23 protein-coding genes and 1 tRNA gene are annotated in these 22922 nt (G+C 67.3%); 7 read left to right on the top strand and 17 right to left on the bottom strand.

The window, feature by feature from the left end; genetic code table 11:
* The first annotated feature begins 11 nt into the window (after positions 1 to 11).
* The 3 genes from AC4PTO_RS05845 (at position 12) to AC4PTO_RS05835 (ending at position 2503) form a co-directional block, all read left to right on the top strand.
* Positions 12 to 1019, top strand: a complete 1008-nt coding sequence (locus AC4PTO_RS05845) for an ABC transporter permease (protein ID WP_492732791.1) — start codon at positions 12 to 14, stop codon at positions 1017 to 1019.
* A complete protein-coding gene (locus AC4PTO_RS05840) occupies positions 1012 to 1920 on the top strand; it encodes an ABC transporter permease (protein WP_492732790.1) in 909 nt (302 codons plus the stop codon). The genes AC4PTO_RS05845 and AC4PTO_RS05840 overlap by 8 nt, the downstream gene beginning before the upstream one ends.
* 67 nt (positions 1921 to 1987) lie before the next feature.
* A complete protein-coding gene (locus AC4PTO_RS05835) occupies positions 1988 to 2503 on the top strand; it encodes an alkylphosphonate utilization protein (protein ID WP_492732789.1) in 516 nt (171 codons plus the stop codon).
* A gap of 42 nt (positions 2504 to 2545) precedes the next feature.
* Here AC4PTO_RS05835 and AC4PTO_RS05830 read toward each other — a convergent pair.
* A tRNA-Thr gene (locus AC4PTO_RS05830) sits at positions 2546 to 2621 on the bottom strand.
* 58 nt (positions 2622 to 2679) lie between these two features.
* Positions 2680 to 4374, bottom strand: coding sequence for an ABC transporter permease (locus AC4PTO_RS05825; RefSeq protein ID WP_492732788.1), 1695 nt, complete (start codon positions 4372 to 4374; stop codon positions 2680 to 2682).
* An 81-nt stretch (positions 4375 to 4455) separates the two neighbouring features.
* Between AC4PTO_RS05825 and AC4PTO_RS05820 the strand changes: the two genes are divergently transcribed.
* Complete coding sequence (locus tag AC4PTO_RS05820) at positions 4456 to 5331, top strand: hypothetical protein (protein WP_492732787.1); 876 nt, start codon at positions 4456 to 4458, stop codon at positions 5329 to 5331.
* A 19-nt stretch (positions 5332 to 5350) separates the two neighbouring features.
* Here the strand turns inward: AC4PTO_RS05820 and AC4PTO_RS05815 are convergent, their stop codons facing one another.
* Positions 5351 to 5602, bottom strand: coding sequence for a DUF2312 domain-containing protein (locus AC4PTO_RS05815; RefSeq protein WP_492732786.1), 252 nt, complete (start codon positions 5600 to 5602; stop codon positions 5351 to 5353).
* A gap of 137 nt (positions 5603 to 5739) precedes the next feature.
* Between AC4PTO_RS05815 and AC4PTO_RS05810 the strand changes: the two genes are divergently transcribed.
* Positions 5740 to 5955, top strand: a complete 216-nt coding sequence (locus AC4PTO_RS05810) for a hypothetical protein (protein ID WP_492732785.1) — start codon at positions 5740 to 5742, stop codon at positions 5953 to 5955.
* Here the strand turns inward: AC4PTO_RS05810 and AC4PTO_RS05805 are convergent.
* Together AC4PTO_RS05805 and AC4PTO_RS05800 are read right to left on the bottom strand one after the other, a co-directional pair.
* The gene (locus AC4PTO_RS05805; protein ID WP_492732784.1) at positions 5952 to 7982 is read right to left on the bottom strand and encodes an enoyl-CoA hydratase-related protein; all 2031 of its coding nucleotides are present in this window, start codon (positions 7980 to 7982) and stop codon (positions 5952 to 5954) included. The genes AC4PTO_RS05810 and AC4PTO_RS05805 overlap by 4 nt on opposite strands.
* Before the next feature lie 140 nt (positions 7983 to 8122).
* On the bottom strand, positions 8123 to 8446 hold the full coding sequence (locus AC4PTO_RS05800; protein ID WP_492732783.1) for a TraR/DksA family transcriptional regulator: 324 nt from the start codon (positions 8444 to 8446) through the stop codon (positions 8123 to 8125).
* A gap of 130 nt (positions 8447 to 8576) precedes the next feature.
* Here AC4PTO_RS05800 and AC4PTO_RS05795 point away from each other — a divergent pair, with 130 nt between their 5' ends.
* Both AC4PTO_RS05795 and AC4PTO_RS05790 read left to right on the top strand, forming a co-directional pair.
* Complete coding sequence (locus tag AC4PTO_RS05795; RefSeq protein ID WP_492732782.1) at positions 8577 to 9002, top strand: YeeE/YedE family protein; 426 nt, start codon at positions 8577 to 8579, stop codon at positions 9000 to 9002.
* Positions 9002 to 9451, top strand: a complete 450-nt coding sequence (locus AC4PTO_RS05790; RefSeq protein WP_492732781.1) for a DUF6691 family protein — start codon at positions 9002 to 9004, stop codon at positions 9449 to 9451. Before AC4PTO_RS05795 ends, AC4PTO_RS05790 begins: the two co-directional genes overlap by 1 nt.
* A gap of 14 nt (positions 9452 to 9465) precedes the next feature.
* On the opposite strand, the gene AC4PTO_RS05785 is transcribed toward AC4PTO_RS05790, so the two are convergent.
* The 12 genes from AC4PTO_RS05785 to AC4PTO_RS05730 all read right to left on the bottom strand — a co-directional run bounded on the left by AC4PTO_RS05785 (position 9466) and on the right by AC4PTO_RS05730 (position 22917).
* Positions 9466 to 10575, bottom strand: coding sequence for a FliM/FliN family flagellar motor switch protein (locus AC4PTO_RS05785; protein ID WP_492732780.1), 1110 nt, complete (start codon positions 10573 to 10575; stop codon positions 9466 to 9468).
* Positions 10576 to 10667: 92 nt separating this feature from the next.
* Positions 10668 to 13355, bottom strand: coding sequence for an ATP-binding protein (locus AC4PTO_RS05780; RefSeq protein ID WP_492732779.1), 2688 nt, complete (start codon positions 13353 to 13355; stop codon positions 10668 to 10670).
* A 4-nt stretch (positions 13356 to 13359) separates the two neighbouring features.
* On the bottom strand, positions 13360 to 13644 hold the full coding sequence (locus AC4PTO_RS05775) for a hypothetical protein (RefSeq protein ID WP_492732778.1): 285 nt from the start codon (positions 13642 to 13644) through the stop codon (positions 13360 to 13362).
* Positions 13645 to 13648: 4 nt separating this feature from the next.
* The gene (locus AC4PTO_RS05770) at positions 13649 to 14032 is read right to left on the bottom strand and encodes a response regulator transcription factor (RefSeq protein ID WP_492732777.1); all 384 of its coding nucleotides are present in this window, start codon (positions 14030 to 14032) and stop codon (positions 13649 to 13651) included.
* Positions 14033 to 14102: 70 nt separating this feature from the next.
* Positions 14103 to 15413: a helix-turn-helix domain-containing protein gene (locus AC4PTO_RS05765; RefSeq protein ID WP_492732776.1), complete on the bottom strand. Its 1311-nt coding sequence runs from the start codon at positions 15411 to 15413 to the stop codon at positions 14103 to 14105.
* A 124-nt stretch (positions 15414 to 15537) separates the two neighbouring features.
* Complete coding sequence (locus tag AC4PTO_RS05760; protein WP_492732775.1) at positions 15538 to 16521, bottom strand: ABC transporter substrate-binding protein; 984 nt, start codon at positions 16519 to 16521, stop codon at positions 15538 to 15540.
* 52 nt (positions 16522 to 16573) lie between these two features.
* Complete coding sequence (locus AC4PTO_RS05755; RefSeq protein ID WP_492732773.1) at positions 16574 to 17422, bottom strand: ABC transporter permease; 849 nt, start codon at positions 17420 to 17422, stop codon at positions 16574 to 16576.
* Positions 17419 to 18282: an ABC transporter permease gene (locus AC4PTO_RS05750; protein WP_492732771.1), complete on the bottom strand. Its 864-nt coding sequence runs from the start codon at positions 18280 to 18282 to the stop codon at positions 17419 to 17421. Before AC4PTO_RS05750 ends, AC4PTO_RS05755 begins: the two co-directional genes overlap by 4 nt.
* Before the next feature lie 123 nt (positions 18283 to 18405).
* Positions 18406 to 19188: an ABC transporter ATP-binding protein gene (locus tag AC4PTO_RS05745; protein ID WP_492733560.1), complete on the bottom strand. Its 783-nt coding sequence runs from the start codon at positions 19186 to 19188 to the stop codon at positions 18406 to 18408.
* A gap of 63 nt (positions 19189 to 19251) precedes the next feature.
* Entirely contained in the window at positions 19252 to 20703 is a 1452-nt protein-coding gene (gene hydA / locus AC4PTO_RS05740; protein ID WP_492732767.1) for a dihydropyrimidinase, read from the bottom strand.
* A 94-nt stretch (positions 20704 to 20797) separates the two neighbouring features.
* Positions 20798 to 22048: a Zn-dependent hydrolase gene (locus AC4PTO_RS05735; RefSeq protein WP_492732765.1), complete on the bottom strand. Its 1251-nt coding sequence runs from the start codon at positions 22046 to 22048 to the stop codon at positions 20798 to 20800.
* A 185-nt stretch (positions 22049 to 22233) separates the two neighbouring features.
* Positions 22234 to 22917, bottom strand: a complete 684-nt coding sequence (locus AC4PTO_RS05730) for a hypothetical protein (protein WP_492732764.1) — start codon at positions 22915 to 22917, stop codon at positions 22234 to 22236.
* Positions 22918 to 22922: the final 5 nt, after the last annotated feature.

Genomic DNA, 22922 nt, shown 5'->3' with positions numbered 1-22922 from the left:
CCGAGGCGCCGATGTTCACCTTCACGCTGCGACGCTTGCTGATCGCCATTCCGACGCTGCTGATCATCTCTCTGGTGATCTTCCTGCTGCTCGAGGCCGCCCCCGGCGACCCTTTGGGCGAGGTGCCCCTGACCGTCCCGCCCGAGGTCAAGGCGAAGATGCGCGAGGCGCTTGGCCTCGACAGCCCGTGGTATGTGCGCTACGCGCTCTGGCTCAAGCAGTTCTTCTGGGTCGAGCCGCTGCACCTGGTCGACCACCTCTTCGGCACGACCTATGGCGAGGGCATGCAGCGCGTGATCTCGTTCCAGTCGCGCCAGCCGGTGATGCAGATCATCGCCGAGCGTCTGCCCCAGACGCTGATGGTGGTGGGGCTGGCCTATGTGATCGGGGTGCTCATCGCGCTGCCGATCGGCATCCTGTCGGCTTATCGGCAATATTCATGGTTCGACAACCTGGGCACCTTCGTCTCGATGGTCGGCTTTTCAGTGCCCACCTTCTTTACCGGGGTGGTGCTGATCATCGTCTTCGCGGTGAACCTGCAATGGTTCCCCTCGGTCTATGACACGACGCTGAAGGTCACCGACTGGTCCAGCTTCGTGCAGCAGGTGCGCCAGATGGTGATGCCGGTCGCGGTGCTGGCGCTTTACAATGCCGCCCAGATCAGCCGCTTCATGCGCTCGTCCATGCTGGACAATCTGGGACAGGACTATGTGCGTACGGCCCGCGCCAAGGGGCTGACCGAAAAGGTCGTGGTGCTGGTCCATGTGCTGCGCAACTCGCTCATCCCCGTGGTGACGGTGATCGCGCTTGGCGTGCCCACGATCTTCGGCGGCGCGATCATCACCGAGCAGGTCTTCAAGGTGAACGGGCTGGGGCAGCAGCTGATCTCGTCGATCCACGCCAACGACCTGCCCATGGTGATGACGCTGACCTTCATCTTCGCCATCCTGATCGTCCTGTTCAACCTGATCGCCGACCTGCTTTACGGCATCCTTGACCCGAGGATCCGCTATGACTGATATCGTGACCGCCGCACCGCGCCCGCCGCGTTCGCAATGGTGGGATGTCTGGGACCAGTTCAAGACGCACAAGGGCGCGCTTGTCGGGCTTTCGGTCTTCGCTCTGATCGTGCTGACCATCCTGATCGGGCCGCTGGTCTGGCGCGTCGATCCCACCTTCGTGGACCTGCGCGCGCGTAATCAGGGCTTTTCGGCCAGCCATCCGCTTGGCACCGACCAACTGGGCCGCGACGTTCTGGCGCGCGTGATGGCGGGGGGAAAGGTGTCGATCGCGGTGGGGATGACGGCGATGTCGCTCTCGATCCTGCTGGGCACCACGATCGGGGTTCTGGCGGGGTATTTCCGCGCCCTCGAAGGCCCGCTGATGCGGCTGACCGACCTCTTTCTGGCCCTGCCCCTGCTGCCGCTTCTTCTGCTGATGGTCACGCTGTTCCGCGAAAGCCTGTCGCGCAGCTTCGGGCCTGAATCGGGGATCTTCCTGCTGATCGTCTGCGCCATCGGCGCCACAAGCTGGATGCAGACCGCGCGCATCGTGCGCGGCGAGGTGCTGGCCCTGAAAGAGCGTGAATTCGTCCTTGCCGCGCGCTCGATCGGGACGCCCGCGCGGCGCGTGGTGACGCGGCATGTGCTGCCCAACGTGCTTTCTCCGATCATGGTTTCGGCCACGCTCGGGATCGCATCGGCGATCATCACCGAAAGCGCGCTGTCCTTCCTTGGCCTCGGATTTCCGCCCGATTTCCCGACATGGGGGCGGCTGCTTTACGACGCGATCGACCAGATGCAGCTTTACCCCTCGCGCGTGGTCATTCCGGGGGTGGCGATCTCGCTTGCGGTGCTGTCGGTGAACTATATCGGCGACGGGCTGCGCGATGCGCTCGACCCGCGGATCCGCGGCCGCTAGCGCTCGGCATGGACAGGGCGGGCAATGCGGCGTATCCAGCCCCCTGACCTGACAGATGGAATGGATCATGACGCATTGTGCGCTTTGCAACGCCGCAGAGGCCGCAGCCTACGAGGTTGCGCCGAAACCCGAAACCGTTCCGCTTTGCGCCACCTGCCGCGCCGGGCTTGAACAGGGCCCCGAGGATGGGCCGCACTGGCAATGCCTCAACGAAGCGATCTGGAGCACCGAGCCCGCCGTTCAGGTGCTGGCCTACCGGCTTCTGAAGGCCCTGCCCGAGGCCCCCTGGGCGCGCGAGGTGCTTGAGATCGCCTATCTGGAGCCCGAAACCCTTGCCTGGGCCGAGGCCGGCCTTGCCGCCCTGCCCGAGGTGATCCACCGCGACAGCAACGGCGCGGTCCTTGCGGCGGGCGATACGGTGACGCTGATCAAGGATCTGCCGGTCAAGGGCGCGGGCTTCACCGCCAAGCGCGGCACCGCGGTGCGCAACATCAGCCTTGTGGCCGACAATGCAGAGCATATCGAAGGCCGGGTCGAAGGGCAGCGGATCGTGATCCTGACCCAGTTCGTGAAGAAATCCTGATCGCGGGACCCAAGGGCATCCGGCGGCCGCCGCCGGATATGGTGGTGCCGGAGAAGGGACTCGAACCCCCGACCCTCGACTTACAAGATCGCCGCTCTACCAGCTGAGCTACACCGGCCAACCACCTCATCGCAGATAAAGCGCATCGGGCGGCGACGCAAGGCCCGAGGGCGCGGCTAATGCCCGCCCTGGCGCCCCAGATTGGTGCGCGCCAGAACCGCCGTGGCCGCAAGTCCCACCGCCATGACAAGGATCGCGGCGGGCGAGGCATCGCCCAGATTCTCAAGGCTCGCCTTTTCATGCACGCGGGTGGCCAGCGTCTCATAGTTGAACGGGCGCAAAAGCATCGTCGCGGGCAGTTCCTTGACGCAATCCACGAAGACCAGCAGCAGCGCCGAACCGACCGAGCCGCGCATCAGCGGCAGATAGACCTCGCGCAGCGCGCCCCCGGCCGTGCGCCCCAGCGAGCGCGCCGCCATCGGCAGCGACGGCGACACGCGCCCGAAGGCGCTGTCCGCAGCACCCTGCGCGATGGCGAAGAAACGCACCACATAGGCCAGGATGATCGCAAGCGCCGAGCCGGTCAGCATCAGGCCCGGATCGTGCCCGGTGACGGCCAGCACCAGATCCGCAAGCCGGTGATCCAACGCGGCCAGCGGAAACAGGATCCCGACCGCCAGCACCGCGCCGGGGGCCGCATAGCCAAGCGTCGTAAAGGGCAGCACAAGGCGCGGCAGCCGCCGCCCCGTCATCCGCACGCCGTAAACCATGAAAAGCGCCGCCACCACCGTCAGCGCGGCGGCGATTCCGCCCACCGCAATGGTGTGCCACAGCGCCCGCAGCAGGCCCGGCCCAAACCAGCTTTCGGGATTGGCAAGCGCATGCGCCCCGATCACGCCGACCGGCAGAACGAAGCCAAGCGCGAAGGGCATCGTGCACAGTGCCGTCGCCCCCCAGCCCGCCGCGCCGCCCAGCCGGGTGCGCGCGATGGGGCGCGGCTGGCGGGCCGACTGGTAATAGCGCGAATTGCGCCGGCTGACCTTCTCAAGCGCCAGAAGCGCGAAGACGACGGCCAGGATCACCGTTGCGATCTGCGCCGCGCCGCCGGCATTGCCGGCCTCGAGCCAGGTGGTGAAGATGCCGGTGGTCAGGGTCTGCACGCCGAAGTAATCCACCACGCCGTAATCGGCCACCGTCTCCATCATGGCGATCGCGGCGCCCGCGGCGATGGCGGGGCGCGCCAGCGGCAGGCCCACGCGCCAGAAAAGCCCGAACGCCCCTGCGCCCAGGGCACGGGCCACCTCGTAGCTGCCGCCGGACTGTTCGTGAAAGGCCGCGCGCGACAGAAGGTAGCTGTAGGGATAAAGCGCCGCCGACAGCACGATCACCGCCGCCTCGCGCGAGCGGACATCGGGAAACCAGTAATCCCGCGCCGAAGCGAATCCGAAGGCTTCGCGCAGCGCGATCTGCACCGGGCCGGAATAATCCAGGAAATCCACCAGCGCATAGGCCCCGACATAGGCCGGAATCGCAAGCGGCAGCAGCAAAAGCCACTCCAGCAGCCGCGAAAACGGAAAGCGATACATCGAGACAAGCCAGGCCGCCCCGGCACCAACCGCCGCCGACAAAAGCCCCACGCCCCCCGCAAGGAACGCGGTGTTGGCCATGTAGCGCGGCAAGGTCGTGGCCATCAGATGCGGCCAGATATTCTCGGACGGGTTGAGCGCGATCCACAGCACCGCCACGATCGGGGCCACCACCAGCGCGGCAATGACGAAGGCCCCCGCCGACCACAGCCCGCTGCCGGAGGTGCGCAAACCGCTTGTGGCGGTGCGCGGGGAAAGTGCTTGAGCGTTTCTCTCGGAGACCATGACTCGGGGGTTACAGGAAAGCCGTTTGCCTGTCCAGAAAAGCCCCTGTAATCTCTGCCCGAAATCAGGCAGGACACATTCATGCAGGTCGCATTCCATCTCGGCGCCCATTCGACCGACGAGGACCGGCTGGTCAAGACGCTGCTGCGCAACAACGATGTGCTGGCCGCCGCCGACATCGCCGTGCCTTCGCCCATGCGCTACCGGATGGTGCTGCGCGATGCGCTGGTGGCGCTGAAGGGCCACCCGGCGGACCACGCGACGCAGGAAACCGTGCTGGATGCCGTGACCGAGCAGGACAACCTGCGCCGCATCGTCTTCAGCCACGAGTTCTTTCTGGGCATTCCGCAGCGCGTGATCTCGGAAGACGGGTTCTACGGCCATGCCGCGGCCAAGCTGCAACCGCTTGCCAATCTCTTTCCCGAGGCCGAGACCGAATTTCACATGGCGCTGGTCAATCCCGCCGTGCTGATCCCCGCGCTGATCGGCCGGATCGAGGGCGCAAGCGCGGAAAGCGTGCTGTCGGGCCATGACCCGCGCGCCCTGCGATGGGCGCCGGTGGTGCGCGCGATGGTGCGGGCGGCGGCCGGGCGGCGCTTCGTGATCTGGTGCCACGAGGATACGCCGCTGATCTGGCCCGAGGTGCTGCGCAACCTTGCCGGATTGCCCGCCGATCAGCTTTTGGCCGGCGATTTCACGATTCTTGCCATGATCATGTCGCCCGAGGGGCTGGAACGGCTGAAGACCTACCTTGCCAGCCACCCGCCGCAATCGGTGGCGCGGCGGCGGCGCATCGTCACGGCCTTTCTGGACAAGTTCGCCCTGCCCGACCGACTTGAGACCGAAATCGCCCTGCCCGGCTGGACCGAAGCCCTGGTGGACGACATCACCGCCGCCTATGACGCCGACGTGGCCGAGATCGCGGCCATGCCGGGGGTGGCGTTCATCACCCCCTGAGCCCGGCCGCAGCCCACGTTCAGACCATGCCGAGCGCGGCCTTGTAGATATCCATGATGGCTTCTTCCTCGGCCAGGTCGTTCTTGTCGCGCTTGCGCAGGCCGATGATCTTCTTCATCACCTTAGTGTCATAGCCGCGGGCCTTGGCCTCGCTCATGATGTCCTTCTGCTGCTCGGTGATGTCCTTCTTCTCGGCTTCGAGGTGCTCGAACTGCTCGATGAACTGGCGCAGTTCGTCGGCGGCAACGTTGTAGGTGGCATCACTGGGCATGGCGTCCTCGTCCTGACGGGATGTTCTGCCGCCTGACTAGACGCTCGGGCGGCGGGCTTCAAGGGCGGGCTGCGGCGGTCTTGTCTTGCGGGCGGGTTCGCGCTACCCCCGGCGCGGGCAACGCGGGAGGGCAGGCCATGGACATTCTGATCTGGACGGGCGCGGTGGTGTCGCTGGCCGGGCTTGCGGGCATCGTCTGGTGCATCCTTGCCATCGCAAAGGCACGCCGCGCGGGGCTGGATGACACAACCCTGCGCGCGCGCCTGCAACGCGTGGTCACCATCAACCTTGCCGCGCTTTTCGTGTCGGTCATTGGGCTGATGATAGTGGTGGTCGGCGTGATGCTGGGCTAGTCGTCCAGATCGCCGAAATGCCGCCCGTTGCGCACCAGCACATCCCATAGTGCGGCGGGGGCCGGGGCGCCCTCGTCCTGAAGCGTGCGCAATAGCGTGCGCGTGGCCAGAAGTCCCATCTGGTCGGCCTGGAACATCGGCCCGCCAAGGGCGGTCGGAAACCCCAGGGCCAGCACCGCCGCCACATCCACATCCAGCGCGCGATGCGCGGCCCCGTCCTGCAACAAGGCGGCGCCTTCGGCCGCCAGTTCGGCCAACAGGCGCGCCTGAATCTGGATGCGCGACAGGGCGCGCGGAACGATGCCGGCCTCGGTGCGCAGCGCCTCCAGCGTGGCATCAAGCCCCGGCGCGGGCCGCGTGGCCCCGCCCTCGGTGCGGTAGAAACCCTGCCCCTCTTCGATCAGGAACAGGGTCGCGGGGCCCGGCGCGCGGTGGGCCTGGGCCAGGATCTCGGCCATATGCGCAAGGCCCGCCTTGTCGGCGCGCAAAAGCGGCCCCTGCGCAAAGCCAAGCGCCCTTGCCGCCTGATCCACATCGGCCGGGCGCGCGCCCGCCATCACCGCGCGTTCCGCGGCGGCAAAGAAGGCGGCCACCAGGCCGGGCACGATCCCGGCCCCCGAAACCCCGCCCCGGATCACCGCATCCGCCGCCAGATCCAGCACCCCCTGCGCGCGGGCAAGCGCCTCGGGCGCAACCTCGTCCCCGGCAAAGATCTCGGCCATGGCCCCCTGTGCCGCCCGACGCAGCCCGATCTCTCCGGGCGCGAGGGGGGCGCCCTGAAGCACCAGAACCGGCGCAGCACCACCATGGGCCGCCAGCGTCGCGCGCAGCGCCGACAGCTCGGCCCCGCGGGTCTCGGGCGGGCCTTCAAGCGTTGCGATCACCATCGCCGGGCCGGGCCCCGCGCCGCCCCACAGCCCCGCCAGATCGGTCGCGGCCCCAAGGCGCGCCCAGTCCGCATCGCGCTGCGCGCCGTCAAGCGTGCCAGCATGCACCCCGGTTTCCTGCACATGCGCAATCCGCGAAAACGCCGTTTGCAGCCGCGCAGGATCGGAGGCGCCGAAAGTCACGGCATGGCCGGCCCCGATCAGCGCAAGGGCAAGCGTCTCGGGCTGGTTCCACAGCGCGATCCGGATCGGCGGGGCCAGATCGGCCACGGTGCCGGGCGGCAGCCCGGCCAGCGTGGCCAGCCGCCGCCGCGCCGCGGCCGCGTGGCGCAAGCCTTGCGAAACCTGACTGGCCGCCAGATCCTCATAGGCGATGTCGGCAAAATCCAGCGCCTCTTCGAAGGGCAGCATCAGGCTGGCCTCCAGGCAGTCCGCGGCGCGCTGCGCGGCCTCGGCCAGGGGGCCCGCGGGGATCTTGGTGCGCACCTCCGCGATCGTGGACAGGGCCTTCGCCGGATCGGCCAGTCCGGCATCGGCCGGGCGGCCCGGCGGCAGGGCATCCTCGCGCAACGCGCGCACCAGAACCGCGGGTTCGGCCGTATCGGCCGACAGAACCACATCGCAAAGTCCTGCGCGCATCGCCTGCGGCGCCGGCACCCCATCCTCTGCGCCCAGAAGCGCAAGCGCCCCCGCCGGGCCCGCGCGCCGCGCAAGGCGGACCAGACCGCCGCCGCCCGGCAGGATGCCAAGGGCCGGCTCGGGGGCGTGGAAGACCGCATCGTCCAGCGCGATCCGCAGCGTCGCCGCCTGCGCAAGCGCAAGCCCTCCGCCCGAGATCACGCCGCCCAGCACCGCCAAGACCGGCACCCTCGCCCCGGCCAGCCGCGCCGCGAGATCGCGCAGAAGCGGCGCTTTTGCATCGTAATCGCGCGCCGGATCGTCCGAGACTGGCCAGGCCCCATCCGCGCCCTGCACGATCAGCCCGGACAGGCCTCTTTCGGCCAGAACGGCATCGAGGGTTCGGGCAAGTTCCGCGCGCAGCCCCGCGTCAAAGCCCAGACGCCTGCCACGCGGGCCGGCCTCTTGCAGGCTCAGAAGTGCGACCCCTTCACGCCATTCAAGCCCGACCCGTTCCGACATGCTTTACACCGCCCTGCACTTACTAGCCTGCACACGCGCCCCGCACGCATGTCCAGTTTACGGGCAGATCCCGGCGACGCAACGCATTTGCGCATAATTCCAGCGCCTTGCGCGCCCTGTCGGCAAAGAATTGACCGCGCCTAGCGCCGCGCGGCATGTTCCCGGCAAAACGGCGTCGCGGGCACAAGGTCCAGCCGTTCTTCCTGGATGCGCTCTCCACAGGTGACGCAATAGCCATACTCGCCTTCGGCGATGCGTTGCAGGGCCGCGTCGATCATGCGCAGCTCTTGCTGTGCCGAAAGCCCGAGGTCTTCCAGAACCTCGTCCCCTTCACGCTCGGTCGCCATCTCTTCCCAGTCCTTCGCCTCGTGTTCGTCGAACTCGGCCTCGATCCGGTCGATGCGGGTATTGAGCTGCGCGCGGCGTTCTTCCAGCTGCGCCTTTCGGGATTCGATGGATTTCATGGCGTTCTCCTGTAGATCCTTATCATGTAAGGCCACGCGGGCGCGCGCAACCTTGATGCAAGTCAAACCGGCTTGCCGGCGCCCTCCCCCACCCGCTACCTTCCCCACGGGAGAGGCAGAGGGGAAACGCATGGAACAGGATTGGGTCTGGGGCCTGGTCGGCGGGCTGTTGATCGGCGCGGCGGCGGGGCTTTATCTTCTGGCAAACGGCCGGATCATGGGGGCAAGCGGCATTCTGGGCGGGCTTGTCGACGGCTCGGGCCGCTCCAGCGGGGCCGAGCGGCTAAGCTTTCTGGCCGGGCTGATCGTGGTACCTCCGCTACTGGTGCCACTGTATCGCGTGGTCGATACACATATCACCTCGAATGTGGCGGTGATCGTGCTTGCCGGGGTGCTGGTCGGGTTCGGTACCCGTCTGGCGAATGGCTGCACCTCGGGGCACGGGGTCTGCGGCATGTCGCGCCTGTCGCTGCGCGGCTTCGTGGCGACGGTGTTCTACCTGCTTGGCGGCGGTCTTGCCCTTGTGCTGGGTCGGCACGTTCTGGGGGTGATCTGATGCGCAATCTCTTTGCATTCCTGTCGGGAAGCCTTTTCGGTGCCGGGCTTCTGGTATCGGGCATGGTCGACACGGCCAAGGTGCAGGGCTGGCTTGATGTCTTCGGTGCCTGGGATCCGACGCTGGCCTTTGTGATGGGCGGAGCAGTGGTGCCGATGTTCTTCGTCTGGCGCCTTGCCGCGCGGCGCAGCCAGTCCTTTCTGGGCAACCCGCTACCCCGTCCCGCCGCACCCCTGGTCGATCGCAATCTGGTGCTCGGCTCGCTCTTGTTCGGCGCGGGATGGGGTATCGCAGGGCTTTGCCCCGGCCCCGCGCTTGCCTCACTTGGCTTCGGCGGTTGGCAGGGGGCGTTGTTCGTGGCGGCGATGATCGCGGGCATGGCGATCATGCCCCCGCTTCGCGCAAGGCTGGACAAAGGGAATCCCGCAGCCCCCCTGTCTGACTACTGACCAACGCGCGCGGATCAGGCCCCGCCAGCACGCAACCTTGCAGGTTCTGCCACAGGCGCCGCAGAGGAAAGCGCGGCCTCGGCCCCATGCGGGGCCTGCACCTGCGCGGCAAGGAATTTGGGCTGCGTCGTTTTCAGCTCCCGCGCGGCGGACCCCGGGGCGGCCCCCGCGGCGGGCGGGCCGGGGTGCTCTGCGGCGGGCGCCTCGGCCCCGTCGGACAAAGTCATGGCCTCAAGGCGCAGCGCCCGCTGGCCGCGCAACTGCCCCAGGCGCCCCTTGCTCAGCACCCGTCGGTCCGCCCCCTCAAGGCCGATCGTCTCGATCGAGGCGGCAGGCAGCGCGATCTCGGCCCCCGGCCGCAACGCCAGAACCGAAGACAACGGCAGCGTGACGCGATGGAGCACCGCATCAAGCGTAACCTGCGCGCCCATCACCGAGTGCTCCATCCGCCGGCCCCAGCTTTCCTGCGCGGCCAGTTCCGCCGGACCGGGGCGCGGCGGCGCGCCGGAATGCGGCAGGGCGGGTTTGCGCGCGGCTGCCGGCACCGCCCAGACCAGTGCGGCTTGCCGCGCATCCTCCTCTCCGAAGGCGAGGTCCGCGCGAAACACCCGGTAGCCCACATCCTCGAGCAGAAGGCCAAGCGGGCGCGGATCGTCCAGAAACGAGGCATAGCGGTATCCGACCGCCCAGGCCGCGGAGTCCTGCCCGGAAAGCGCCGCTTCCAGCCCGGCCAGAACCGCGTCGATGAACCCGGCCGACATCGCGGCATCGGTGCGTGTCGGGCGGCGCGGCACGGGCGCGGCGGGCGACAGCCGGCCCATCGTCTGCATCTCGATCAGCGGGGGAAAGGCGGCCGGACCCAGGGCGAACAGCCCAAGCGCCGTGCCCGCGCCCTCGATCACCGCAAGCAGGCTGCGCTCTTCCAGAAGCTCGGGCAGCTCGGCAAGCCCCATCCGATCCTCGCGCAGCGCCGTGACGCGCAGCGCAAGCCCCATCAGATCTTGCGCCGCACGTTCCAGCGCATGAGAAAGCGCGCGCCCCGGCGTGAGGGGGGCGCCCCCGGCCGAAGGCGCATCCGCCCCGGTCTTGCGCATCAATACGGAACTGCCCCGATCTTCTGCCATGCCACTCCGATCCCGGTGCCACGATGGCGCCCGCCCCAGCGATGCCAGAGCGGGGTTTACAAATCATTGATCCGTCTGCGGAGTTTCGCCCCTCAGGCCTTTTTCTCGCCCCGCCGCAGGGGCAGCGTCACGCGGAAGGCGGCCCCGCCCTGCCCCGGCAGGTAGTCGATCGTGCCGCCCAGATTGGCCATGATCTCGCGGCAGATCGCAAGGCCAAGGCCCGCGCCCCCGGCGCGGCTGGTATCGGTCAGGCGCGAGAATTTCTCGAAGATCAGACCTTGCGACTTTTTCGGGATGCCAGAGCCGTTGTCGATGAAATCGACCTGCACGTTCTGGCCGCGTTTCTTCACCTCGATCCGCAGGACCGCGCGCTCGGAGTCGCAATATTTGCGCGCGTTCGAGATGAGGTTGATGAAGACCTGCACCAGACGGTCGGTATCCGAAAAGACCGGCATATGCTCGGACGGGAAATCGCGCTCGATCCGGAAGCTGCGCTCGGGCCGGGTCGACGAGGCCGCGCTGACCGCCTTGTTGATCAGGTCGTGCAGGTTGGCCACCGAGACATTCAGCTGCACCTTGCGGTTTTCCAGCACGCTGAGGTCCAGAAGATCGTCCAGCAGGCGGGTCAGGCGGCGGGCCTCTTCGTGGATGATCTCGGCATATTGGGCGCGCATGGCGTCGGGCAGGTCCGGCTCCATCAGGATCTCGGAAAAGGCGCGGATCGAGGTCATCGGCGTGCGCAGCTCATGGCTGATCTGGCCCAGGAAGGCGTCCTTCTGCACCGACAGTTCTGTCAGCCGGTCATTGGCCTCGCGCAGCGCGCGGGCGGTGCGGGCCAGCTCTTCGGACTTAGCCTCGAGCTGGGCGGAATATTCCTTGATCTCGGCCGCCTCGCCCGCCACCGCGATCAGATCCTGCACCGAAACGCTCGCCTCGCCCGAAAGCTGCGCGATCATCGCATGCGCCGTCGCGGCCCCGACCGAACCGGCAAGCTGGCGTTCCAGCCGGGCGATGAAATCGGGCGTGGTATCGGGCAGATAGCCCTCTTTTCCCTGCGCGGCGGCCTGCGCCTGGAAGAACTGCTGCGCCTCTTGCACGCCAAGGATACGCTGCGACATGGACAGAAGGTCCTCGGCCTCGGCCTGCCCGCGCGACCAGCTGCGCGTGCCCGAGGTGCGGTCGAAGATATTGACGAAGGCCACACCCTGAAGCCGCTCCATCGGGCCCGGAAAGCTGAGCAGCGAAAAGACGAGGAAGGCGGCGGTGTTCAGCAGAAGCGACCACAGCAGCGCATGCAGCAGGGGATCGAGCCCCTCGATCCCGAACAGCGCCTGCGGCCGGAGCCAGCCGATGCCGAACAGCCCCGACTGCATCACCTGCGCCGAGATCAGCCCCGCCTCGCCGACCGAGGGCAGGAACAGCGCGTAAAGCCAGATCGCAAACCCCGTCAGCAGCCCCGCCGTCGCCCCGATGCGCGTGGCGCCGCGCCACACGATGCCGCCCACCATCGCCGGAAGCACCTGCGCGGCCCCCACAAAGGCGATCAGGCCGATCGCGGCAAGCGCCGAAGACCCGCCCGAAAGCCGGTAATAGGCATAGCCCATCGCCAGCACCGCGATGATCGAGATGCGCCGCGCGATCAGCACCAGCCCGCGCACGTCGCCCGGCTCGCGCGCGTTCCTTTGCCGCAGGGCAAGCCAGACCGGCGTCACGATATGGTTCGACACCATCGTCGACAGCGCGATCGCCGCCACGATCACCATCGAGGTGGCGCTGGAGAACCCGCCCAGAAAGGCCAGGAGCGCCAGATTCCCCTCACCCGCCGACAGCGGCAGGGTCAGCACGAACAGATCGGGGTTGGAGCCCTCGGGCATGACCTGAAGGCCCACGACGGCAATCGGCACCACGAACAGGCTCATCAGCATCAGATAGGCGGGGAAGGCCCAGCTTGCGGTGGCCAGGTGACGCTCGTCGACGTTTTCCACCACCAGAACCTGGAACATGCGCGGCAGGGTCAGGATCGCGGCGGCCGACACGAAAGTCAGCCCCGCCCACCGGCCCGGCTGAAGGTTCCATTCGGAAATCGGCGAGGCGTCGATCCGCGCCAGCACGTCCGCGACGCCATCGGCCATGCCCCAGACCACGAACACCCCCACCGCCACCAGCGCCACCAGCTTCATCACCGCCTCAAGCGCGATGGCCATGACGACGCCGTGATGGCGTTCGTTGGCATCAAGGTTGCGCGTGCCGAACAGGATGGTGAACAGCGCAAGCCCCCCCGCGATCCAAAGCGCGGTAGACCCCTGGTCGGGCAGCGCCCAGCCCTCGGGCGTGTCGGCGGCGAAGACCCCGAAACTCAGGGTGACGGATTGCAGTTGCAACGCGATATAGGGCGTGGCCGCCGAAACCGCCATCAGGGTCACGATCACGCCCAGCAGGTTCGATTTACCGTAGCGCGACGAAATCAGATCCGCGATCGAAGTCACCCGATGCGCCCGCCCGATCCGCACCAGCTTGCGCAGGAACCACCACCAGCCCACGAAAACCAGCGTCGGGCCGGTATAGATCGTGACGAATTCCAGCCCCGAGCGCGCGGCATAGCCGACCGCGCCGTAAAACGTCCAGGCGGTGCAGTAGATCGACAGCGACAGCGTATAGACAATGGGGCTGTGCAGGAACCGCACGCGCCGGCGCTTCGAGCGCCGCTCGACCGCGAAGGCCACCGCGAATAGCAAGATCACATAGGCCAGACAGACCGCGACAAGAATATCGAAGGGCATGAGTTCAGCCCTCCTCGGCCGACGGGCCACCGCCCTCGTCCTCGTCCTCCATCGCGGGTGCAAGCGCACGGGCCAGCACCACCGCCGAGCCGATCAGAAGCGCCCAGACCGCAAAAAGGTAGACCGCGCCAGGCCCCGTATCGGCCAGCGGCGTTTCCGCCGGCCGCCATAGCACCGGCATCATGAACAGCACCGATCCCAGGACCGGCAGAAGGCGCGCGGCATCCATCATCCGGCGGCGCCGGTAGGATTGCCTGGCCAGGAAAAGCGGCTGTCTGGCGTTTGGCATCTTCTCAGCCCGCCTCTTCGCCCGCCAAGGTCCGGACGGCGGCCAGAACATCGGCATTGGCAAAGGGTTTGGCCAGAAAGGCGCTTGCGCCCGCACGCTCGGCAGCCTCGCGGTCGCGCAGCTGGCCGCGGGCGGTCAGCATCAGCACCGGCAGCGCCTTCTGCCCGCCATTGCCACTGCGCAGGTCGGCCAGAATCTCAAGGCCCGAACGGCCAGGCAGCATCAGGTCCAGAATCAGGACATCGGGCTGCGCCGAAGCGATCACCCCGATCGCGTCCTGCCCGTCATTGTGAAGCGTGACCTGCCAACCCGCGCGCGACAAGATGAAACGGATTGCCTCGGCAATATGCGGTTCATCCTCGATCAGAAGGACATGCTTGCCCGCCATTCGCGCAAAACTCCTCTTCCCCTGCGCCGACTATCGCGGGGCGCGCGGCGTGTGTCAAACGCCCTGACGCTCAGGCTTCGGTCAGGATCGAGGGCTCGCGCCGGCCCGGACATGCGGCGCGCGGGCAGATCCGGCAGGACGAGCCGACCGGCCGCGCCTCTTGCGCCATGTCGCGCGGCACGGGAAGGATCAGCATCATCGCCTGCATCAGCAGCGGCCCGTCGAACCCGCCGGGCTGGCTGGGCTGGCAAAACCCGTAGGTCAGAAAGCGCTGCGGCAGGCGCCCGGCCATGTCCACCACCGCGCGGATCGGTTGCATCGGGCGGCCAAGCGCCTCGTAAAGCGGCCAGAGCGGGCAGGCCGCACCGAAGCGCGGCAGCACGAAGCCCGCGATCGGGCGGCGCAACGTCAGCGTGCCCGACCCGTCGCAGACCACAAGGCCCACCGGCGGCATCCCCTCGATGCCGGGCGGCAGCGTGGCCATCCGGCGGAACACCACCGGGATCGGCGCCCCCGTCCGCGCGGCGATCCGCGCGGGCTCTGGCCCTTCGGCGGCCAGGGCCGCAAGCAGCGGCTCCATCGGCAGCGCGCGCGCATCCTGCGCGGCCTGCGCGATATGCATCAGGGCAAGCCTGCGCCCGGCCGAACTTGCCAGTTCCGCCACCCCCGCGATAAGGCGTTCGCCATCGGCCGGGCGCGGCCCTTCAAGCTCGGGCAGGTGCCAGTTGCGCGCGGCCAGCCACGCCTCCACCTCTTCCAGCGGCGAGGACAGGCCCGTCTCGGCCTCTTCCTGCGTGTCGAGATAGCCCACCAGTGCCTCGGCCGTATCCGAAAGACGCAGCGATTCCTCGCGGATCGTGGTCAGGAAGCGGGTGCGCCAGACGGGTTCGATATCGTCGGTATCCGTCAGGATCGCCGCGGTCGAGCGCAGCGAGGTCACCGCCGAAAGCACCTCGTGCAGCGAGGTCAGCAGGAACGGATCCTGTGCCATCCGTTCGGCATAGCTTTCCACCACGCGCTCAAGCTGGCCGATCCGCGCCTGCCGCCCGGCCAGAAGCGCCGCCCAGCCGGGAAAGCGGCCGACGAATTCTTCGATCCGCTCCAGCTCGGGCTCGGCCTCGCCCATCGCGGCGGCGGCGGCAGCCTCGCGCAGGCCGTCGAACAAAACGCCCTCGGCGCCTTCGGCCAGGGCCACGGGATCGACCCCCAGCACCTGCGCAAGATGCTCCAGAAGCGCATCGCCCACGCGGCGGCGGTTGTGCTCGATCAGGTTCAGATAGGCCGGCGAAATCCCCACATCGCGCGCCAGATCGGCCTGCTTCATGCGCAGTGCGGTGCGGCGTTCGCGGATACGGGTGCCGGTCAGGGCGGAACGTGGCATGCTTGTCCTCCGCCGGGCATTTTACAACCCGGCACAGGATTAACAAAGGAATTTACAGCCCCTGGCGGCCGCTTCGCCCCTGAATGAAACGGCGCGCCCCGGTCAGGGCGCGCCGGTCAGGCGCCTATTGCAGCGCCTTGTCGGTGATCTGATGCGTCCATGCCCCTTCGGGCACCTTCGAGATGACCGGGTCCGACCCGCCGCCCATCAGCGTCGCCACCGTGCGGTCGAAATCCGCCGGGTCCAACGTCCCGTTCGAGCCTGCGGTCAGCTTGGCGATCTCGCCCATCATCCGCTTCTGGTGGGTTTCGGTCTGCGCACCCGTCTCGTCATTGTCGAGAACGATCATCGCAGCCTCGTCGGGGTTCTCCTCGGCGTATTTCCAGCCCTTCATCGAGGCCCGCACAAAGCGCACCATCTTGTCCTCGAAGGCCGGGTCCGCAAGGTTTTCCTCAAGCACATAAAGCCCGTCTTCCAGCGTGGCGACGCCCTGATCCTCGTATTTGAAGGTCACAAGCTCCTCTGGCGTGATCCCCGCGTCGATGACCTGCCAGTATTCGTTATAGGTCATGGTCGAAATGCAGGCCGCCTGCTTTTGCAGCAGCGGATCGACGTTGAAGCCCTGCTTGAGCACCTCGACCCCGTCCGCGCCGCCCCCTGTCGGCAGGCCGAGCGTCGCCATCCAGCTCAGGAACGGGTATTCGTTGCCCCCGAACCAGACGCCAAGCGTCTTGCCCTTGAAATCGTCCGGGCTGGCAACGCCCGATTCCTTCAGGCAGGTCAGCATCATCCCCGAGGATTTGAACGGCTGCGCGATATTGACGATCGGCAGCCCCTTCTCGCGCGCGGCCAGCGCCGAGGGCAGCCAGTCGACCATGACATCGGCCCCGCCCCCCGCCATGACCTGCGGCGGCGCGATGTCCGGGCCACCAGGCAGGATCGTCACATCCAGCCCCTCTTCCTCGTAAAAGCCCTTGTCCTTAGCCACATAGTAGCCGCCGAACTGCGCCTGGGTCACCCATTTCAGTTGCAGCTTGACCTCATCGGCCGCCCAGGCCCCGCTTGCACCGAAGGCACTCAGCGCCACACCCATCATCAATTTCTTCATCTGTTTCTCCACTGTTGCATCCCGGCTTTTGCCGCCGGGCTTTTTGAAACGGTCATGCTCGTGCCCGTTGCGAGGGGTGCCAGAACGTGACCCCCTTCTCTATCAGCGCCATGAGCCCATAGAAGGCCGATCCGGCAAGCGCCGCAACCGTGATCTCGGCCCAGACCAGCGGCATGTCGAGCTGGCCCACCGCGGTCGAGATGCGAAACCCCATGCCGCGCGTGGGACTGCCGAAGAACTCGGCCACGATCGCCCCGATCAGCGCCAGCGTGGTGGCGATCTTGAGGCCGTTGAACAGGAACGGCATCGCCGCAGGCAGGCGCAATTTGGCCAGCGTCTGCCAGTAGCTGGCCGAATAGGTCGCCATCAGGTCGCGCTGCAAACGGTCGCTGGCCTGAAGGCCGGCCACCATGTTCACCAGCACCGGAAAGAACACCATGACCACCACCACCGCCGCCTTCGACTGCCAGTCGAACCCGAACCACATCACAAGGATCGGCGCGATCCCGACGATCGGCAGGGCCGCCACGAAATTCCCCACCGGCAGCAATCCCCGTTGCAGGAAGGGCGAGCGGTCGATCAGGATGGCCACCGCGACCGCCGCGCCGCAGCCGATCAGATAGCCCCCAAGCGCGCCTTTCAGGATCGTCTGCACGAAATCCCCCCAAAGGACAGGGATGCTTTCCACGAACCGCACCGCAATCAGCGAGGGCGGCGGCAGGATGACCGGGCTGACCTCCAGCCCGCGCACCAGCCCCTCCCACAGGATCAGCAGCGTCACGCCGAACAGCGTCGGGATGAAGGCCCGCACGGCGCGTGCGCGGCCATGATGCGCGGCAAGCCAGCTGTTGAAGGCCCAGGCCGCAAGCCAGAACAGGATCGCACCGACCGCCAGGATCATCGCCCGATCCCCATCCGCGCCAGCGTGGCCCGCTCGATCGCGCCCACGATCATCACCAGCCCCGCCGCCAGGATCGCCGCCGCGAACAGCGCCGCCCAGATCTGGATCGTCTGCCCGTAGTAAGAGCCCGACAAAAGCCGCGCCCCAAGCCCCGCAGTGGCGCCCGCCGGCAATTCCCCCACGATGGCGCCCACAAGGCTTGCCGCGATCCCCACCTTCAGGCTTGCGAACAGGTAGGGCATCGAGCGCGGCAGGCGCAGCTTCCAGAACACCTCGGACGCGCTCGCATTATAGGTGCGCAAAAGATCCAGCTGCATCCCGTCGGCCGCGCGCAGGCCCTTCACCATGCCCACCAGCACCGGAAAGAACGACAGATAGGCCGAGATCACGGCCTTCGGTAAAAGCCCCGTCACCCCAAGCGAAGCCAGCACCACGATCACCATCGGCGCGATCGCCAGAATGGGGATCGTCTGCGAGGCGATGGCCCACGGCATCACGCTCAGATCCATCGCCCGGTTATGCACGATCCCGACAGCCAGCACGATCCCAAGCCCCGTGCCGATCGCAAAACCCAGAAGCGTGGCCGACAGCGTGATCCAGCCATGCCAGACCAGACTGCGCTTCGAGGTGATCTTCTGCCCCGCCACCCCGTCCCACAGCCCACCGGCCACCTGATGCGGCGCCGGCAGGACCGGGCGCTCCTGGCGCATCGTGTCATTGACCAGATCCACAAAGGTCAGCTCCGTCCCCGCCCGCGCGGCCTGATCAAGGGCCCACTTGCTGTTCAGCCCGACCGCCGCACCATACCACAGCACCACGATCGCCCCCAGAACGCACAGCACCGGCAGGACATGCCTCATCGCATCCCCCTTTCACCAGAGCAGAAATATCCTCGGGGGGCACGCCTGCCGACCCCGGCAGGGGGGCGGCAGGCGCGGGGGGCAGACAGCCCCCCGTCCCGGCCTCCTCGCGCGCGCGGCATCTCATTCGTCATAGGCATGCCCCGCCCTCAATCCCTCGCGCACACGGTGCGCAATCGCCAGGAACTCGGCGGAATCGCGAATATCCAGCGGGCGCTCGCGCGGCAGCGTGCTTTCGATCACATCCGTGATCCGCCCGGGCCGCGGGCTCATCACCACGATGCGGGTGGACAGATAGACCGCCTCGGGGATCGAATGGGTCACGAAGCCGATGGTCTTGCCCGTCGCGGCCCACAGCTTCAGCAACTCCTCGTTCAGCCGATCCCGCACGATCTCGTCCAGCGCCCCGAACGGCTCGTCCATCAAAAGGATGTCCGCATCGAATGCCAGCGCCCGCGCGATCGAGGCGCGCTGCTGCATCCCGCCCGAAAGCTGCCAGGGGAACTTCCTGCCGAACCCGTCCAGATCGACAAGCGACAGGACCCGCGCCACGCGCGCCTCCTGCTCCGCGCGCCCATAACCCATGATCTCAAGCGGCAGCTTCACATTGCCCGCGATCGTGCGCCACGGATAAAGCCCCGCCGCCTGGAACACATAGCCATAGGAACGCGCCTTGCGCGCCTCTTCCGCACTCATGCCATTGACCCGAAGGCGGCCCTCGGTCGGCGTCTCCAGCGCCGCGATGCAGCGCAGGAAGGTGGTCTTGCCACAGCCCGAGGGCCCGATGAAGGAAACGAACTCACCCTTGCCGATCGTCAGGTTGACATCCTTGAGCGCATGAACCGGCCCGTCGCCGGTCTGGAACGTCAAGCCGAGGTTCTGCGCCTCGATCACCTCCTGTTGCATCATGCTCTTCGCACCTTGCCCCCGTCGCCCCCCATGTCTCGCACCGCAAATCCGGCCCGCATTCTACACCCCGCTCGCCGGAATGCCCGAACGCTGCACCGGGCGCGGCGCGGTCAGCTCCTTCCAGGCCGAAAGCGCGCGGCTGACCGGCGCTCCGGGCGGGCGGGCGACAAATTGTCCATGTCCCTCGCGGGTGTCGACCCTGCCCTCGGTGACCGCCACCTGGCCCCGCGTCAGCGTATAGCGCGGCAACCCCGTCACGACCTTGCCCTCGAAAACGTTGTAGTCGATCGCGGATTGCTGGGCCGCGGCGGTGATCGTCTTGCTCGCCTTCGGGTCCCAGACCACGATATCGGCATCCGCACCCACCAGGATCGCCCCCTTCCGGGGATAGATATTGAGGATCTTTGCGATATTGGTCGAGGTGACGGCCACGAACTCGTTCATCGTGATCCGCCCCGTCGCAACCCCGTGGGTCCACAGCATCGGCATGCGATCCTCAAGCCCGCCGGTGCCGTTCGGGATCTTGGTGAAATCGCCCACACCGTAACGCTTCTGCGCGGTGCTGAAGGCACAGTGATCGGTGGCCACCACCGACAGCGATCCCGCCGAAAGCCCCGCCCAAAGGCTGTCCTGATGGCGCCTGTCGCGGAAGGGCGGGCTCATCACACGCCGCGCGGCATGGTCCCAGTCGGGATTGAAATACTCGCTCTCGTCCAGCGTCAGATGCTGGATCAGCGGCTCGCCCCAGACCCGCTTGCCCTGCTGGCGCGCCCGCCGGATCGCCTCGTGGCTCTCCTCGCAGCTGGTATGAACCACATAAAGCGGAACGCCCGCCATGTCGGCGATCATGATGGCGCGGTTCGTGGCCTCACCCTCCACCTGCGCGGGGCGCGAATAGGCATGCGCCTCGGGGCCGGTATTGCCCTCGGCCAGAAGCCGCGCCGACAGCTCGGCCACCACATCGCCATTCTCGGCATGGACCAGCGGCACCGCCCCCAGTTCCGCACAACGCCGGAACGAGGCGAACAACTCGTCGTCATTGACCATCAGCGCGCCCTTGTAGGCCATGAAATGCTTGAAGGTGTTGATCCCTCTCTCCACCACCTTCGGCATCTCGTCAAAGACCTGCTCGCCCCACCATGTCACCGCCATGTGGAAGGAATAGTCGCAATTCGCGCGCGTGGACTTGTTGTCCCACATCTTCAGCGCATCCATCAGCCCCTGGCCGGGGCTGGGAAGCGCGAAATCCACCACCATCGTCGTGCCGCCCGCCAGGGCCGCACGGGTGCCGCTCTCGAAATCGTCACTGGAATAGGTGCCCATGAACGGCATCTCAAGATGGGTATGCGGATCGATCCCGCCCGGCATCACATAACAGCCCGAGGCATCAAGCTCGACATCCCCCTGCAGCCCCTTGCCGATCTCCACGATCCGGCCGTCCTCGATCAGCACATCCGCCTCATAGCTCAGATCCGCCGTCACAATCGTTCCGTTCCTGATGACCGTCGTCATACCGCCCTCATCCTTTTCTGCGCCCATCCGGCTTCATCTTCGCCTAAATATCCTGCGGGGGTCCGGGGGTGCAAAACCCCCGGCCGCGCCGGCCTCAGCCCACGACCTGCGCGGTTTCCAGAACCGCGTGCAACAACACATCCGTGCCCGCCGCCGCCCATTCCGGGCTGATCTCCTCGGCCTCGTTATGGCTCAACCCGTCGACGCAGGGGCACATGATCATCACCGTCGGCGCCACACGGTTGACCCAGCACGCATCATGCCCCGCCCCCGAGACGATATCCATATGCGCATATCCCAGCCGCCCGGCGGCCGCGCGCACCACCCCGACAAGGCCGGGATCGAAGGTGACCGGATCGAAATGCCCCACCGGCTCGATCGAGATCCCCAGCCCCAGCCCTTCCGCGATCGCGGGCGCCTCGGCCTCCAGCCGCGCGCGCATCCCGTCAAGCTTGGCCTGGTCGGGGCTGCGGAAATCTATGGTGAACACCGCCTTGCCCGGGATCACGTTGCGCGAGTTGGGATAGACATTGGCCTGCCCCACCGCGCCCACGGCATCGGGCTGGTTGTCCATCGCGATGCGGTGCACCAGCTCGATGATCCGCGCCATGCCCAGCCCCGCATTGACGCGCATGCCCATCGGGGTCGATCCGGTATGCGCCTCCTTGCCGGTCAGCGTAACCTCAAGCCACCACAGGCCCTGGCCATGCGTCACCACGCCGATATCGCGGCCCTCGGCCTCCAGGATCGGGCCCTGTTCGATATGCAGCTCGAACATCGCATGCATCTTGCGGCGGCCCACCTCTTCCTCGCCGATCCAGCCGATCCGCGCCAGCTCGTCCCCGAAGCGCTTGCCCTCGGCATCGGTCCGCGCATAGGCCCAGTCCTGCGTATGCATGCCCGCAAACACCCCCGAGGCAAGCATCGCCGGGGCAAAGCGGGTCCCCTCTTCGTTGGTCCAGTTCGTCACCACGACCGGGTGTTTCGTCCGGATCCCGAGGTCGTTCATCGTGCGCACGCATTCCAGCGCGCCCAGAACCCCCAGAACCCCGTCATACTTGCCCCCCGTCGGCTGCGTATCGAGATGCGAGCCCATATAGACCGGCAGCGCCTCGGGGTCCTCGCCCGCGCGCGTGGCGAACATCGTGCCCATCTGGTCGACGCCAAGCGTCATCCCCGCCGCCTCGCACCATTTGCGAAACAGCGCGCGCCCTTCGGCATCGGCATCGGTCAGGGTCTGCCGGTTGTTGCCCCCCGCCACACCCGGCCCGATCCGGGCCATCTCCATCAGGCTGTCCCAAAGGCGCGTGGAATCGATACGGAGGTTTTCCCCGGGTGCTGGCATATGGCTACTCCCTGTCGGATGCGGGGCTTCTGCCCTCTTGCGCGACGAATCTTTTCTGACCATCCGGTCAGGATCAGGAGGGCATGGTTCCGCGCGTGGGTCAACGGTTTTTCCGCCCGTTTCCGCAGAACCGCACCGGCGCGGCCAACGGGGTGCCGCCGGCATCCGCAACCCGCGGCGGCTGCCTATTCGCCGGTCACTCTCGCGCCGTCTTCCAGATGCGCCGGCCCCGCGCCCTCAAGGGCCGCGCCCGCTGCACCGCTGTCCGAACAGACATAAACCGCGCCCCCCACCGCAACCGCGGTAATGGCAAGCGCCGAAAGCGTGGCAGGTGCCGAAAGCGTGCCCGCCGCACTCGCCCCCCAGGCCGAAAGCTGCGCCCCGATGGCCGGGGCCGACCCCTGCACCAGCACCGCCCCCGAGGGATCGCGCATCACCGCCAGCCCCAGATCGCGCAGCCCCGCCCCGGTTTCGGAGGCCAGATACAGCGCCGCCGCCTTCGAGCCGTTCACCCGTTCACAAAAGCTGCGCGAGGGCTTGCGGCAGCCAAGCCAGGCGTCGCGCGGCCCCTGCGCATAACCGATATAGGTCTTTGCCTTGCGATCCCATTGCAGGCAGAAGGGCGCCCGCGCGGCATCGTCCATCTCGGGCGTCATGGCGCGCAGCGTCACCAGCCCCGGACAACTGATCGCCCCATGCGCCCCCATCAGCCTGTCGCGCATCGAGCGGCTGGCCTTCAGCGCGGCATTCTCCGGGTCATAGACGAAATGCAGGTCCTCGCCCCGGATCGAGGTGTCGCAGGCGACAAGCCCGGCTTGCGCGCTTCCGGCAAGGGTCAGCGCGACCAGTGTCAGGAAGGTTCGAAGCATGCTCG

The organism is Rhodobacter maritimus, from assembly GCF_058747975.1.
The sequence above is the reverse complement of the archived record's forward strand: the minus strand, read 5'-3'. Positions and strand labels throughout refer to the sequence as shown.